Genomic DNA, 14262 nt, shown 5'->3' on the forward strand with positions numbered 1-14262 from the left:
TAGGGCATATTATGATTATTTTAAGCTTTTTCAATTAATTTCTTTTGAAAATTTCAAAAATCATACCCACAAATTATAATTAAATTAAGATTAACTCTTAGACCCTTACAATCAAACATTTAATTTAATCCAATTTAATAAAGTGCCCAACGAAATCTTTTCAATTAATTTAAATGCTCAAGCCATTATTCCAGAGGCTTTTATCTTACTAGGTATTGTTGGGACACTTCTTGTAGATTTAGCGGGAGAAAAAACTGCCTCAAAATGGACACCAATAATTTGCTATTTATCAATTGGAAGCGCTCTTGTTAGCTTGGTCTTACAGTGGAGTAATCCAGTTGAGAGTGCATTTCTTGGATCCTTTAATTCAGATAATTTAGCAATCGCATTTAGAGCAATAATATCTTTATCAACTTTAATTTCTTTACTTATAAGTTGGCGTTATACAGAACAAAGTGGTAGCCCTATTGGAGAATTCGCAGCGATAGTTCTTTCGGCAACTCTTGGAGCAATGCTTTTGTGTGGATCTACTGACCTTATTAGTATATTCATATCTCTTGAGACTTTATCGGTGGCGAGCTATTTACTCTCTGGGTACCTCAAGAGAGATCCACGAAGTTCAGAGGCAGCTTTAAAATATTTGCTTGTTGGGTCTGCTGCTGCTGCTGTCTATTTGTATGGCTCCTCTTTTCTTTATGGATTAAGTGGTTCAACAAATTTAGCAATAATTGGTTCTGAGATTATCAACAAACCCTCATTCATTACTTCTCTAGCTCTCGTATTTGTCTTATCAACCGTTGCTTTTAAAATCGCTGCAGTTCCCTTTCATCAATGGACTCCTGATGTGTATGAGGGATCACCTACACCTGTAGTAGCTTTTTTATCTGTCGGGTCAAAAACAGCAGGGTTCGCATTTGCGATAAGAATATTGAGCACTACTTTCTCTTCTTTCGATGAAGAATGGAAACTTTTATTTACTATTTTAGCCATATTGAGCATGGCTCTTGGAAATGTTGTAGCCCTTGCTCAAACCTCAATGAAAAGGATGTTAGCTTACAGTTCTATTGGACAAGCTGGATTTGTAATGATTGGAATAGTATCTGGGACCCAAGATGGTTTATCAGCTGGTGTTTTATATTTAGCTGCATATTTGTTTATGAATTTAGGTGCTTTTTCATGTGTAATACTTTTCTCTCTAAAAACTGGTTCTGACAGAATTCTTGATTACTCAGGACTTTACCAAAAAGATCCTCTCATTACATTAGGATTAAGCCTTTGTCTTCTTTCTCTTGGAGGTTTACCTCCAATGCTGGGATTTTTTGGAAAGATTTATTTATTCTTTGCTGGTTGGGCTAATCATCAATATCTATTAGTAATCGTTGGACTAGTAACTTCAGTTATTTCTATTTATTACTATATTTCAGTGATAAAAATGATGGTAGTTAAAGAACCACAGGAAGCATCTGAAATAGTCAAATCATATCCTGAAATTAATTGGGGAATTGTAGGGTTGCCTCCCTTGAGAGTTGCACTTTATACTTGCGTGGCAGTTACAGCTCTTGGAGGAATTCTTTCTAACCCTCTTTTTAAATTAGCTAATACAGCAGTTTCAGAAACTCCTTTTTTACAAGATATTATTGCTATAACAAACAATATTTCCTAGAAGAATTTTTGAATAAATGTCTAAGAAAGTCGCAAGTTTAGAAAGAATATCTAAAACCTATGGTAAAGATGATCTAACTGTTAAAGCCTTAGACAGCATAAACTTAGAAATTTATAAAGGTGACTATTTAGCTGTAATGGGAGCAAGTGGCTCAGGCAAAAGTACCGCAATGAATATTATTGGATGTCTAGATAGACCATCTGAAGGCGTTTATAAATTGAATGGTATTCCTGTTGAAAAATTATCTGATGATGAGCTAGCGGAGATACGAAACCAAAAATTAGGCTTCGTTTTTCAACAATTTCATCTTCTTTCAGACGCAACAGCTCTTGAGAACGTAATTTTACCGATGATTTATGCTGGTATTGAACCTGAGCAAAGATTAGAGATAGGTAAGAATGCTTTAAAAAAAGTTGGCCTTTCTGAAAGAATGAATAATCGCCCAAACCAATTATCAGGAGGTCAACAACAACGAGTGGCGATTGCTAGGGCTATCATCAATAACCCTGCAATATTATTAGCAGACGAACCTACTGGAGCACTAGATTCAAAAACAACTGAAGATGTACTAGATCTTTTTGACAAACTGCATGAATCTGGAATAACTATAGTTTTAGTTACGCACGAAGATGAAGTAGCAAATCGCGCAAAAAAAATAGCCAAATTTAAAGATGGAAGAATAGTTGAATTAAAAGTAAATTAAATTCAGAACCTTCTAATTACCTTCAATTGAGTTTCATTTTTAATTCTTAAATTCCCGTTCGAATCAATATCTTCAATTTTCCATATATGAGGACAAAAACCACTAGGTAAAAATCTTTTAGTGAGGAACTTATTTGCCGATTTGATCACATATTCTTTTTCGTTATTACATTCAACTGAATCATGAAAAGCTTTAAGAACTTTAGCTGTCCAATAATGTTCATTAATATTCTTAGTTTGAAGTACTTTTGATAATGAAATTCCTTCTGATGGAGTGTAATTTAAAACATTCATACCAAGACCTACTCTTACATAAATAATTTCCTTTCCTCTCGTTATCACCCTTGGTAAAAATCCAATCAACTTTTTTGAACCAAAGAAAATATCATTTGGCCATTTCAAACAAACATTTATATTTTCTTGTCTAAGCATTTCACATATCTTAATTCCTAAAGACAAATTAAATATTTGGCTTATAAATTCTTTTGAAAATATTGGGTAAGCTGCACTTAACCAAATCCCTCCTTTTGGGGAAACCCAAGTTCTTGAGTTTTGGCCAAAACCTGAGAACTGTTCTCTTGCTATTATAGCTACTGGCTGGTTTCTCTTAATTTCAGAATATCCAAGCCAGTTTGTTAGCTCATTTTCAGTACTTTTGCATTTTATTTTGTAATGAAGCCTCCAACGTGGATATTGACCCTGAATTTTCTTTAAATAAAAAAGTGTCTTAGCTCCAGATCCAATAAATTTCACAAATTCTTTATTAAAACAACGAGCATCTTTTTGAAGATTATATTAACTTTAATCTTAATAAGTAAATTTTACAAATTGTACAAAAAGTATTTGCCAATAGCTAATAGAAGAAATCCAGATCAATTAAAAAATTGTCTTGATAATTTCAAAAAATCATGGGGGGACTTAGATAAACTTTCTAAAATCAACGAAAACTGGAAGGAGTTAATAGGTTTGGAACTATTTCAAGAATGCAAACCATTAAATATTGAAAAAAAAATACTTACTATTGCAGTAAATCATCCACAGTGGCGCCAAGCTTTAATCTACAACAAGCATAAATTAAAAGAGAGAATTGAGAAAATTGGAATAAATTTGAATGAAATAAAAATAATACAAAATTATGAACTTAAAAATAAAAATATTAAAGCTACTAATGCAAAGATAGTTTGGGCTAAGCATCCAAGCAGAATCCATGAAAATAATATAAAGGTTTGTACTCTCTGTAATTCTCCAACTCCTGAGGGTGAAATCAAAAGGTGGGGAAAGTGTTCTTTTTGTTGGAGAAAAATAAATAACTAAATTCTTTATTTAGCTAAAATTAGTATCCCCATTTGCCCTCCCAAAATAGTTCTATATTCAGCTTTTTTAAATCCAACTTTCTTAGCAATTCTTATAAGCTCATTTTTCTTTGGAAAATTTCTAATACTTTTTTCAATATACGCGTACTCTGGACTTAAATTAAAAAGGCGCGCAATAGTCTCTACTATAAGGCTCAAGTATAATTTCTGAAAAATATTAGATAAAGAATTTTTTGTTGAGTGATTAAAGTCCAGAAATCCCGCCCTTCCTTTATCCTTCAAAAGATAAAAAACTTTTTTTATTCCTTCTTCAACATTATTCAAGTTTCTTAATCCATAAGACATGCAAATCCCATCAAAATTTTTTGAATAATCATTAATTTCTAAAATATCTTTAATTTCCCACTTAATAAATTTATTTTTTTTTAACTCTGATTTTTTCTTTGCAATATTTAGGATATTCTTGGCACTATCAATACCAGTAATTGAGCCCTTTGGACTCACTCTCTCAGATATTAAGAATGCTAAGTCTCCAGTTCCGCAACACAAATCAGCCCAATCTTCACCATTTAAAGGTTGCAATAAATTAACTAATTTCCTTTTCCATGATTTATGCAGTCCAAAACTCAATAAATTATTTAAAAAATCATATTTATAAGATATTTTATTAAATATATTTTTGACTTCGATAGTTTTTGTGAATTTCATTTTTAAATTTTAAAGTACTTTCTTTTTGGGATAAATTTAAATTTTTATTCATATGGTCTAATTGGAAGTTTTTTTTCGAGGAGGAAAGTTTTTATTGCTTTTATAGTAAGTTTCTTATCATGAAGTAATGAAGCTAAAAGTGCTGCTGATGCCCTGCCTTCTTTGAAAACATCATAGATATCTTCTAGAGAGCCTGCTCCTCCGGAAGCAATTACAGGAATGTTAACAATATTGGCAACAGATTCAGTCAGATTTAAATCATATCCATTCTGAGTTCCATCACCATCCATTGAAGTTAGCAATATTTCCCCCGCGCCTAATTCCTCAACTTTCCTTGCCCAACTTAGTACATCTATTCCAGTATTTTCCCGACCTCCCTTTACATATACCTCCCATTCATCCAACTTATTAACTTTTCTTCTAGCATCAATTGCTATCACGATGCATTGAGTACCAAATTCTCTAGAACTTTTAGAAATTAAATCAGGATTTCTAACTGCTGATGAATTCAAACTCACTTTATCTGCTCCTGCTCTTAAAAGATCATTAATAGAAGAAACAGAATCTATACCTCCACCTACCGTAAAAGGGATTTTAACTGATTTTGCTGTTCTTGAAACAAGGTCAACTAATGTATTCCTATTTTCCACACTCGCTCTAATATCTAAAAATACTAATTCATCTGCGCCTTCATCAGAATACAGACAAGCCAATTCAACAGGATCACCTGAGTCTCTCAAGTTAACAAAATTTACACCTTTAACCACTCTGCCATTGGCGACATCTAAACAAGGAATTAAACGAAGAGCTACCATTTTAGTAAAAATTGTCCAAATGCTGTTAATCTTGCATAATAGCTTCCATTTTACCTCTTATGGCTGACGCAAAATTATTACCCAAAATCGGTAGTAAAATTAAAATTAACATTAACAAAGTAAAAGATAGACTACCAGCGAAATTAATTGATCAAATATCCTCTAATCCTAAAGCCGTAATAACAGGCTATAAAATGACAGACGGCAGGAGTATTGGAATCACCGCAAAATTTCAGAATGGTGAGCAAAACTGGTTTTTTCCAGAAGAAATTGAGAAAGGTTAAAGAGTAAAGTGAATGATCCAAAACAACTATTAGGAATTAAGGGTGCCTCTGAAACTTCAAGTATCTGGAAACTTCGTATACAGTTAATGAAGCCAATTACATGGATCCCTTTGATATGGGGTGTTATTTGTGGTGCAGCTGCAAGTGGAAATTTTGAATGGACATTTAGTAATGTTTTAGCTTCATTAGCATGCATGTTAATGAGTGGGCCACTTCTAGCTGGTTATACACAAACCATAAATGATTTTTTTGATAAAGAAATTGATGCAATTAACGAACCAAATAGACCAATTCCTTCTGGAAAAATTTCAATTAAAGATGTAAAAATTCAAATCTGGGTATTACTTATTGCAGGCTTAATAGTTGCTTTTCTATTGGATTTATATGCTAAACATATCTTTCCCTCGTTATTACTTTTAGCCTTAGGAGGATCTTTTGTTAGTTATATATATTCTGCTCCACCTCTTAAATTAAAACAAAATGGTTGGCTTGGAAATTATGCATTAGGTGCATCATATATAGCTTTACCTTGGTGGGCCGGACAAGCCTTGTTTGGGAAATTAACTATTGTGACGGCATTACTAACACTTGCTTATAGCCTCTCTGGACTTGGTATAGCTGTTATTAATGATTTCAAAAGCGTTGAAGGAGACTCAAAGCTAGGCTTAAATTCTTTACCAGTAGTATTTGGAATCAAAAATGCAAGTAGAATAAGTGCAGGACTGATTGACATTTTTCAATTAGCCATGGTTGTAGTATTAGTCATTATTGGTCAACATTTAGCCTCTGTAATTTTAGTTTTATTGGTAATTCCACAAATTACATTTCAAGATATGTGGTTACTCAGAGATCCCCTAAAGTTTGATGTCAAATATCAGGCGAGTGCCCAACCGTTCCTCATCACTGGGATGTTAGTTACAGCATTAGCAATAGGACATAGTTTTCTAGTTGCTTAAAGTGCAAAAGATAAAATCAAACTATTGTTTTTTGGTAATTCCAATATTAATTTTTTCTGGATTATCTTTTTATATTATTAATCTAATAATTACCACTTTAAAATTTGATCCATCTAAAAATAAAACTTCATCCACACCAACATATTCTTATGTAATAACATCTTCAGACGATAAGTTAATAAGCAAATTAAGCCGTAAATTTGAAATAAGCAATAGTAAACACAAAGTTCCCATTATTCTTAAACATTCTTTTATATCATCAGAAGATAAAAGATTTTATAAACATAATGGAATAGATTTAATAAGTATTTTTCGTGCCCTTTTTCAAAATATTAGAAGTGGTTATGTTAAAGAGGGAGGAAGTACAATTACTCAACAAGTTGCCAGATTACTTTTTCTAAATAATGATTTAAGTTTTCAAAGAAAAATAAAAGAACTATTTATATCTCTAATACTTGAATTTAGATATGACAAAAATCAAATTTTAAAATTATATTTAAATAATATTTATTTAGGCTCAGGAGCATATGGGGTTAACGAGGCTTCTAAAGTTTATTTTGGAAAACTTATAGAAGAATTGACCTTATCTGAGATTGCATTAATTGCAGGATTAGCTCCAGCCCCATCAATTTATTCCCCTTATCAAAATATAGAAATAGCTATTAAAAATAGAAATAAAGTTCTTGAATCAATGTATCTTGATGGATATATATCTCTTGCGAATAAGAATGAGGCTATTAGAGAGAAAATAAACTTAAATTATCAAACCTCTGATAATTTTTTAAATGATAAATTGCTAATAAATTTTATTCTTGAGGAAACAGAAAAAAGAATTAAAAATAAAAACGATTTTAAGTTTTTAAGAATTAAATCTTCGATTAATAGAACTTGGCAAGAAACTGCACAAACAATTTCAAGATATGTTGATCCCAAAGAAATTGAATTTTCATTGTTATCAATAGAATCAAACACTGGGCTAATCAGGACAATGGTAAGCAGCAAAAATCCTTCAGTAAATGAATTTAATAGAGTAACTTCATCTGTAAGACCTTTAGGTTCTACTTTTAAAATAATTCCTTATGCTGCGGCCATTATAAAAGGTACAAAATTAAGCGATAAATATGAAGACTTACCAACATGCTGGAAAAGTTATTGCCCAAAAAATTTTGCAGAAGAATATAAAGGTAGAATATCTCTTGTCGAATCATTTAAAAGTTCATCCAATATCGTTCCAATATCAATAACAAAAAATATCGGCTTAAAAAATATTATTAATCTAGCAAATTCATTCGGTCTAGGTTATTCGCACGAGTTTGAAGAATTTCCATCATTAGCTATTGGATCCTTCGGAGATAATCTTTTAAACATTACAAATGCATATTCTGCAATAAATAATAATGGAAGGATTCATAGCCCAAGCATCTTAGAAAAAATAGAATCATTTAATAAGCAATCTATTTGGGAAAACAAATTTATTTCAAAGAAAATTTTAGATTTAAAAGTAGCTAAGAAAGTGAATAAACTACTTGAAAAATCAGTAAGAGAAGGCACCTCTAAAGCAGCTTTTATAGAGGGAAAGAAAATTTATGGGAAAACAGGAACCTCTGATAAAAATAAAGATCTTTGGTTTATCGGTTCACTTTATAATCTTACAACAGGTATCTGGATAGGCTATGACGATAATAAAGAATCTCAATTATCAAGTGGAAATGCAGCTTATTTATGGAAGAAATTTATAGCTGAAATTTATAAAATCCCAATTAAAAAATAAATTTTATTTTTAAGATTGATAAGAAATTTTTGCTGCATAAAATCCATCACCAGCATAATCTAAACTAGGGTAAATTTGTTTTTGGCTAATCAATTTTGTTTCTTTATTTTTCTCAATAAATCTTTCAACTAATAGATTATTTTCATCAGGACAAATAGTGCAAGTTGAATAAACTAAAATTCCATCTTTTTTCAAAAGAGGAAAAATACATTCTAATAGTTTTTCCTGCAATAAAGTTAAGTCGTTGATTTTTTCCTTACTCAATGACCAGCGAGCATCAGGATTTCTGGCGAGAGTTCCAATGCCAGAACAGGGAGCATCTAACAAAATCTTATCAAAATAAGAGACAAACTTAGGATTGAATTTAATCAAACTCGTTGCATCAGCCTTAAGGGTAGTTACAGAATTTAAATTTAACCTATCTAAATTAGATTGGAGTATTTTTAATCTTTTTTCTGATCTATCTACAGCCAGTATTTCAGAATTATCATTTGCTAATTCAGCTAAGTGCGTAGACTTAATTCCTGGCGCTGCACAAGCATCTAAAATCTTTTCACCTTCTTTTGGATTTAAAAGAGTTGCCACCCACTGCGAAGATCTATCTTGTATTGTCCAAAGTCCATCACAAAATCCTGGTAAGTTTTTAATAGATCTTGGATTAGATTTTAAAGTAATTCCATTATTTAAATCCTTAATAATTTCTGCATCAATTTTATTTTCATGAAGTACTTTCAAAAATTTATCTAAATCAGTTTTTAGTGGATTAATTCTCAAATCAATTGAAGGTTTTTTATTAAATGCCTTAACTATATTTTCACTCTTGCTATTGCCTAACCATTTATAAAGATCATTTACAAGCCATAATGGCAATGACTCAAGATATGAAATTCTTTCTTTTTTATCAGAAGATAATTTTGGAAAAATTTCATGTTTTAAGTTTCTAGATGCATTCCTCAATATCGCATTAACAGTTCCTGCTAAACCCTTTAAATCTGTTTTTTTAGCTACTTCTACAGTGGTTGAAATAGCTGCAGGAAATGGAATTTTATCCATTTTTAATAGTTGATATAAACCTATATGTAAAAGCCATCTTAATTTTGGAGGCTGCTTTTTATGAGTTATTTTTGATGTATGATCCACCCAAAGATCAAGAAATTTTCTATACCTTATACATCCAAAAGACAATTCAGTAATAAAAGCAATATCAAGAGAATTAAATTTATAATTTTTTAAAACCTTATCAAGCGCATGATCAGAAAAATCACCAGAACTAACTTTTAATAAAATTTCCCAAGCTGCTTTCCTTTGTAAATATCCAATGCTCAAAATATAAATTTATTTTTAAAGATAACTTTAATATACTAAAAATTTAAAAATTTAAACTACTTTTTCAATTGAGGAATTGAACCAAATAAAACCTAAGATAGAGATAAGTGTTAGATTAAATCCCAAGAAAAGAAAGATATTTAAAGAATGAATTCTTTCCCTAAAAAATAATTTTTTCTCTTCTTGATACTTCATTAATAAAATAAAAACTTAATCAGGAATATAAGCGGCAACCTATATTTATAGATCCTGCATCAAGCATTCTTCCTAGCTTAATGGCTACAGATTCCTCTAACCTTGTGAAATTAGATTGATGGGCTGTTATCCAATCTAATTCAGAAAAAGTAATAATACCAGTCGAATTACTTTTCAAAAAAAGTATTCCAATATTCATTTTTAAAATTGAATTTTATATAAACTATCACTGTTTTGTAATATTTCGTAATAATATAATATTCTTTTAATTTTTCAAAAACAACTTTAGGGTATTACTTTTAATTTATTGAATATCTCTTAAAAATTTATCGGCTGTTTTTAAGTGATTATTTAATTTTTCCTCTGACATTTTATCTAGATTTCTCGTTAACATTGCCAGACGATATTGCTTTCTAAAAAAGCTTTCATTATCTTTAATAAATTTCCAAAATAAGCCATCCCATATTTCACACCATGGGCCACTTTTAAAATTAGACATTTTTTTTACATAATTTGAGCTTGATATATATGGTTTTGTTGAAAAGATACCACCATCACTAAACTGACTCATTCCGTAAACATTTGGTACCATAACCCAATCATAGGAATCAATAAACATTTCCATAAACCATTTATAAACTTGATTGGGGTGAATTCTACATAGCAGCATAAAGTTACCAATAATCATTAACCTCTCAATATGTTGACAATAACCATATTTAATAATGTTTTTTATAACAACGTCTACTGGCTCAATTCCTGAATTACCTTGATAGAAAGATTCTGGAATTGGCTTATCTTCAAAATTCCAAAAATTACTGTTTCGCATCTTTGTTCCATACTTTTTATAGACGAGGCAAATAAATTCTCTCCATCCAATAATTTGACGAATAAAACCCTCTAAAGAGTTAATAGGAACATTATTATTTTTTGCAAAAAGTAATGCTTTATTTACTACTACATCTGGAGTTAACAAGCCGCTATTTAGAAGAGGAGAAAGTAAGCTATGCCATAAAAAAGAATTTTCTCTAGAAATAGCATCCTCATAATCTCCAAATAAGAAAAATCTATGTTTAAAAAAATCATTTAACCATTTATCTGCCTCCTCAAAATTAGTTGGATATAAAAAGTTATTACTTTCTCCCATAAACTCAATATCAAAATTGGCTAATGAACTTTCTGCATTAACTACAAATTTATTTTTTTGTAATTTAGGTGTATCAGGTATGTATATTTTTTTTGGTAATTTTTTTCTGTTCATTTCATCGAAACTCCATTTACCACCTTCAGGTGTATCATCCGATTTAACTAATATCTTTTGGCTTTTTCTTTGATTCTCATAAAAATCTCCCCATAAGAGGTTTTTTTGTATTTGTTGCAAATAACTCTTTTAAATCTTCACTGCTCATAAACATAGGAGAAGGCAAAATATTTAAAGCTAAATTATTACTTTCAACAAAATTATTAATCCTCTTCATTATTAAAAAATCATGAGGGTCAATGAGATTTATTTTCTGATATTTATCTTTAATAAATTCCGATAAGTAGTCAACTGTAGAAATATTATTCTTGTTTTCGATATATAAAACTTTAAAGCCAGATATTTCTAAATATTTTTTATAAGCGAGCATAGATGCTCTATGAAAAACTAACTTATTTTTATGGTTAATTAATTTATGAAATTTATCATTTCCAAAAAATAATGAGTCTTCCAAAATCAAAATTTCACAATTTATTTTTAAGATTGGGCTTTCTCTAAAAAGTTGATTCGGGAAAATAATTGATAATTGTTTCATCTTTGCGGCTTCTTTTTACTGCATCTTTTTGAACAGTAGATAACATCATCCCAAAAGTTTTTCCATTTTTTACGCCACTCGAATGGCCTATTGCAGACAGGACAAGTTTAAGTAGAAAGATTTTTCAAAATTTATAATTTTCTTTTATGAGTAGATTTAAATCTAGTTGAATTTTTAAGCGCCATATGTTTTGTATTTCTTCCCAAAACTCTCTTTCTCCAGACTTTGAAGGATTTAGGTTTAAGATTTTGACGCATAATTATTATCGCATCTTCCTCTTTTAAACCAAATTGATACTCGATAGCTTCAAAGGGTGTTCTATCTTCCCAACACATTTCTATTATTCTATCGATATCGATATTTTCCATGTTTATTATTCACATTGGGAGGTACAAAGTTTTTCAATATCGGATCTCCCTGTAATTTGAAGTCTATATTTTGCCCAATATCTGTATACCAGTCTTAATATGGGAGATAAGAATTTAACCTTCAAGGGATAATAAACCCAACCTAAACCAACTAATTCATAAGAATATGCAAGTACATCTAGTCCTCTAATAATTTCACCATTTTCCATAATCCCATGGAGGTTTGACATGGCTTCTGAATATGAGATGTCATTAAAAAGATTTTGATCGTAATCCTTACTATTAATATCTATAAATGCAATTTGATTTGAGATATCCCTCTTTTTTAGAAAATTTGTTTCCCTCAAACAAAGCGGACAACCACCATCGAATAAAAAGGTTAATTTATTTTTCATATTTTTATACAAATATAGAAATTAAATAACTTTTTTGTGGGATAAAAAATTTTTTTTACAGTACAAGCTTTATAAAGCCTTAATAATTGCCAGTTCTAATTTAGTGAAATTATATTATCTTGTAAGTTAATAAGCCATTGATTAAGGGATACATCAGTGGTTTAACCTTTTTATGATCAGTCATCTAAAAGATGAACCCCTTCTCCTACGTCAGGAGTAAATTTACAATATTTTTCAAAAACAAGTCCAACACCTCTCATTTTTTCTCCTAATTCATCGTTAAATTTATTCCATTCTTCGGATTCACGATCAGGTAAATACCAACCTTGTTTTTCTACCATACTTGTTATTACTGTATAGTCCCATTCTATGTATGCCATTGAGTTACTTCAAACTACCAAAATATTATAAACCAAGAGATTTAATAGGTAATCAATATTTTTTGAATATAATTTAAAAGTGTGAAAAAATTATAAATGTCAATTTTGCCAAGAAGATTCGAACGAATCAAAAGTGTTTTAGATTGCAGAATGAAAAACTTGACTGTTTTAGTTGAGGATGTTAATAAACCACATAATCTATCCGCGATATTAAGGACCTGTGATGCAGCAGGAATTTTCGAAGCAAATTTTATTAGCAAAACGAATGCCATTAAGACTTTTAATAGTACTGCTCAAGGAAGTCAAAAATGGGTAAAACTAAATAATCATAAAAACACTATCACGGCAATATCTGATTTAAAGAATAAGGGTTTTAAATTATATGGCACGACTCTTAATAGTGAATCAGTAGATTATAGAAATTTTGATTATTCTCAAAATACATGTTTTGTTTTAGGAGCAGAAAAATGGGGACTAAGTAATGAACTAATATCAATGGTTGATCAATCAATTTTTATACCTATGAGAGGTATGGTTCAATCCCTGAATGTTTCAGTTGCTGCTTCCATATTATTATTTGAAGCTATTCGTCAAAGAAAAAATAAAGGTATATTGCCCGCTAATGGAGAAGGTTTAAATATCGATGAATATCAAAAAACACTTTTTGAATGGTGTTACCCAGAATTGGCTGCGGTGTATAAAAAATCAGCTAAAGAATATCCAAAGTTGAATGATCAAGGAGAAGTTGATCCTATTACAGATAACTAAATTTATTCAGAATTTTGACTATCAAAAATTTCTTCAAGATCCTCTCCTATAAAAGAAAGACCTAAAACTAAAAAAAACATTGCCAAGCCTGGGAACAACGCCGTCCACCATATACCTGTAGGTAAAGCGGCAAGAGCAAGATTTAAATCACTACCCCACTCTGGGACATCTGCGGGAACACCAAGACCTAAAAATCCTAAACTTCCTAATACCAAAACAGCATCCGCAGCATTTAGGGTAAGAAGAATAGGCAAAGGTGTTATTACATTTGGGAGAATATATTTAAAAATAATTGTTTTAACATCAGCTCCTGAAACTTGAGCTGCCTCCACATAAGTTTCTGATTTAACCAATATTGTCTGATTTCTGATTAATCTAAAATATTGAGGAGAGTAAACAATACACAATGCCAAAGCTGCGTTCAGGATACCTTTACCCAATACAAAAGCCACAACAACTGAAAGCAAAATTACAGGTATTGAAAAAATAGTATCCATTATTAGTGATAAGTATTTATCAAAAAAACCACCAAAATATCCACTTAATAATCCCAATGGCAAACCAAAACTTAATGAAAAAAGAATAGCTAAGAATACAACTTCTATCGCTAAGGATGATCCTTGCAAAGTTCTTAAGCAAACATCTCTTCCTAATCTATCTGTGCCACAGAAATGATTAAGCGAAGGAGGGGCAAAGATATCATTGCTTAACATTGAAAATGAATAACCAAAAAAATTATTGGCCTCTAAAAATTTCATTATCAAAGCAACAAGAAGATAAAAAAGTACAATTAGAAATCCAGCTTTTCTGATATTTGCGCCG

General features: G+C 30.5%; 16 protein-coding genes and 2 pseudogenes. 7 read left to right on the forward strand and 11 right to left on the reverse strand.

The genetic code is table 11. The features are described from left to right. Window positions 1-142: 142 nt before the first annotated feature. Together EU92_RS03885 and EU92_RS03880 are read left to right on the forward strand one after the other, a co-directional pair. The gene (locus EU92_RS03885; RefSeq protein WP_032513340.1) at window positions 143-1663 is read left to right on the forward strand and encodes an NAD(P)H-quinone oxidoreductase subunit N; all 1521 of its coding nucleotides are present in this window, start codon (window positions 143-145) and stop codon (window positions 1661-1663) included. A 16-nt stretch (window positions 1664-1679) separates the two neighbouring features. Beyond that, window positions 1680-2366 carry an ABC transporter ATP-binding protein gene (locus tag EU92_RS03880; RefSeq protein ID WP_032513339.1) on the forward strand — a complete coding sequence of 229 codons (687 nt, stop codon included), beginning with the start codon at window positions 1680-1682 and terminating at the stop codon, window positions 2364-2366. 2 nt (window positions 2367-2368) lie between these two features. Here EU92_RS03880 and EU92_RS03875 read toward each other — a convergent pair whose 3' ends face one another. Continuing rightward, the gene (locus EU92_RS03875) at window positions 2369-3118 is read right to left on the reverse strand and encodes a biotin--[acetyl-CoA-carboxylase] ligase (protein WP_032513338.1); all 750 of its coding nucleotides are present in this window, start codon (window positions 3116-3118) and stop codon (window positions 2369-2371) included. 75 nt (window positions 3119-3193) lie between these two features. Here EU92_RS03875 and EU92_RS03870 point away from each other — a divergent pair, with 75 nt between their 5' ends. After that, window positions 3194-3679, forward strand: coding sequence for a DUF721 domain-containing protein (locus EU92_RS03870; RefSeq protein WP_032513357.1), 486 nt, complete (start codon window positions 3194-3196; stop codon window positions 3677-3679). 5 nt (window positions 3680-3684) lie between these two features. On the opposite strand, the gene ubiE is transcribed toward EU92_RS03870, so the two are convergent. Both ubiE and hisF read right to left on the reverse strand, forming a co-directional pair. Next, window positions 3685-4386, reverse strand: coding sequence for a bifunctional demethylmenaquinone methyltransferase/2-methoxy-6-polyprenyl-1,4-benzoquinol methylase UbiE (gene ubiE / locus EU92_RS03865; protein ID WP_032513337.1), 702 nt, complete (start codon window positions 4384-4386; stop codon window positions 3685-3687). Window positions 4387-4430: 44 nt separating this feature from the next. After that, window positions 4431-5201 carry an imidazole glycerol phosphate synthase subunit HisF gene (hisF, locus tag EU92_RS03860; protein WP_032513336.1) on the reverse strand — a complete coding sequence of 257 codons (771 nt, stop codon included), beginning with the start codon at window positions 5199-5201 and terminating at the stop codon, window positions 4431-4433. 59 nt (window positions 5202-5260) lie between these two features. Here hisF and petP point away from each other — a divergent pair, with 59 nt between their 5' ends. The 3 genes from petP to EU92_RS03845 are packed head-to-tail and all read left to right on the forward strand — an operon-like array spanning window position 5261 to window position 8212. Continuing rightward, on the forward strand, window positions 5261-5485 hold the full coding sequence (petP, locus tag EU92_RS03855) for a cytochrome b6f subunit PetP (RefSeq protein ID WP_032513334.1): 225 nt from the start codon (window positions 5261-5263) through the stop codon (window positions 5483-5485). Between the two features lie 8 nt (window positions 5486-5493). Further along, the gene (chlG, locus tag EU92_RS03850; RefSeq protein WP_032513333.1) at window positions 5494-6441 is read left to right on the forward strand and encodes a chlorophyll synthase ChlG; all 948 of its coding nucleotides are present in this window, start codon (window positions 5494-5496) and stop codon (window positions 6439-6441) included. Between the two features lies 1 nt (window position 6442). Then, window positions 6443-8212: a transglycosylase domain-containing protein gene (locus EU92_RS03845; protein WP_032513356.1), complete on the forward strand. Its 1770-nt coding sequence runs from the start codon at window positions 6443-6445 to the stop codon at window positions 8210-8212. A gap of 9 nt (window positions 8213-8221) precedes the next feature. Here EU92_RS03845 and EU92_RS03840 read toward each other — a convergent pair whose 3' ends face one another. The 7 genes and pseudogenes from EU92_RS03840 to EU92_RS03820 form a co-directional block, all read right to left on the reverse strand. Further along, window positions 8222-9538 (reverse strand): 16S rRNA (cytosine(967)-C(5))-methyltransferase, encoded by a 1317-nt coding sequence (locus EU92_RS03840; protein WP_032513332.1) that lies wholly within the window; start codon window positions 9536-9538, stop codon window positions 8222-8224. A gap of 214 nt (window positions 9539-9752) precedes the next feature. Beyond that, window positions 9753-9932: a hypothetical protein gene (locus EU92_RS03835; protein WP_032513331.1), complete on the reverse strand. Its 180-nt coding sequence runs from the start codon at window positions 9930-9932 to the stop codon at window positions 9753-9755. A gap of 105 nt (window positions 9933-10037) precedes the next feature. Then, window positions 10038-11529: pseudogene (locus tag EU92_RS0109045) on the reverse strand (cryptochrome/photolyase family protein). After that, window positions 11526-11624 (reverse strand): annotated as a pseudogene (locus EU92_RS09525) (DUF2256 domain-containing protein); the annotation flags it as partial. The pseudogenes EU92_RS0109045 and EU92_RS09525, both read right to left, overlap by 4 nt. A 36-nt stretch (window positions 11625-11660) precedes the next feature. After that, a complete protein-coding gene (locus EU92_RS03830; RefSeq protein ID WP_032513330.1) occupies window positions 11661-11897 on the reverse strand; it encodes a TIGR03643 family protein in 237 nt (78 codons plus the stop codon). Window positions 11898-11902: 5 nt separating this feature from the next. Then, the gene (locus EU92_RS03825; protein WP_032513329.1) at window positions 11903-12292 is read right to left on the reverse strand and encodes a thiol-disulfide oxidoreductase DCC family protein; all 390 of its coding nucleotides are present in this window, start codon (window positions 12290-12292) and stop codon (window positions 11903-11905) included. 176 nt (window positions 12293-12468) lie between these two features. Beyond that, on the reverse strand, window positions 12469-12672 hold the full coding sequence (locus EU92_RS03820; protein ID WP_032513328.1) for a hypothetical protein: 204 nt from the start codon (window positions 12670-12672) through the stop codon (window positions 12469-12471). Window positions 12673-12768: 96 nt separating this feature from the next. Here EU92_RS03820 and trmH point away from each other — a divergent pair, with 96 nt between their 5' ends. Next, complete coding sequence (gene trmH, locus EU92_RS03815; RefSeq protein ID WP_032513327.1) at window positions 12769-13440, forward strand: tRNA (guanosine(18)-2'-O)-methyltransferase TrmH; 672 nt, start codon at window positions 12769-12771, stop codon at window positions 13438-13440. Window positions 13441-13442: 2 nt separating this feature from the next. Here the strand turns inward: trmH and EU92_RS03810 are convergent, their stop codons facing one another. Beyond that, window positions 13443-14198 carry an ABC transporter permease gene (locus tag EU92_RS03810; protein ID WP_032513355.1) on the reverse strand — a complete coding sequence of 252 codons (756 nt, stop codon included), beginning with the start codon at window positions 14196-14198 and terminating at the stop codon, window positions 13443-13445. Window positions 14199-14262: the final 64 nt, after the last annotated feature.

The sequence above is a fragment of the Prochlorococcus marinus str. MIT 9107 genome, assembly GCF_000759855.1.
GTDB lineage: Bacteria > Cyanobacteriota > Cyanobacteriia > PCC-6307 > Cyanobiaceae > Prochlorococcus_A > Prochlorococcus_A marinus_N.

What these genes read in the sequence shown, in the direction of transcription:
- EU92_RS03880 (WP_032513339.1), top strand. Translation starts at nt 1,680, where the DNA reads ATGTCTAAGAAAGTCGCAAGTTTAGAAAGAATATCTAAAACCTATGGT.
- ubiE (WP_032513337.1), bottom strand. Translation starts at nt 4,386, where the DNA reads ATGAAATTCACAAAAACTATCGAAGTCAAAAATATATTTAATAAAATA.
- hisF (WP_032513336.1), bottom strand. Translation starts at nt 5,201, where the DNA reads ATGGTAGCTCTTCGTTTAATTCCTTGTTTAGATGTCGCCAATGGCAGA.
- petP (WP_032513334.1), top strand. Translation starts at nt 5,261, where the DNA reads ATGGCTGACGCAAAATTATTACCCAAAATCGGTAGTAAAATTAAAATT.
- EU92_RS03835 (WP_032513331.1), bottom strand. Translation starts at nt 9,932, where the DNA reads ATGAATATTGGAATACTTTTTTTGAAAAGTAATTCGACTGGTATTATT.
- EU92_RS03830 (WP_032513330.1), bottom strand. Translation starts at nt 11,897, where the DNA reads ATGGAAAATATCGATATCGATAGAATAATAGAAATGTGTTGGGAAGAT.
- EU92_RS03825 (WP_032513329.1), bottom strand. Translation starts at nt 12,292, where the DNA reads ATGAAAAATAAATTAACCTTTTTATTCGATGGTGGTTGTCCGCTTTGT.
- EU92_RS03820 (WP_032513328.1), bottom strand. Translation starts at nt 12,672, where the DNA reads ATGGCATACATAGAATGGGACTATACAGTAATAACAAGTATGGTAGAA.
- trmH (WP_032513327.1), top strand. Translation starts at nt 12,769, where the DNA reads ATGTCAATTTTGCCAAGAAGATTCGAACGAATCAAAAGTGTTTTAGAT.
- EU92_RS03810 (WP_032513355.1), bottom strand. Translation starts at nt 14,198, where the DNA reads ATGAAATTTTTAGAGGCCAATAATTTTTTTGGTTATTCATTTTCAATG.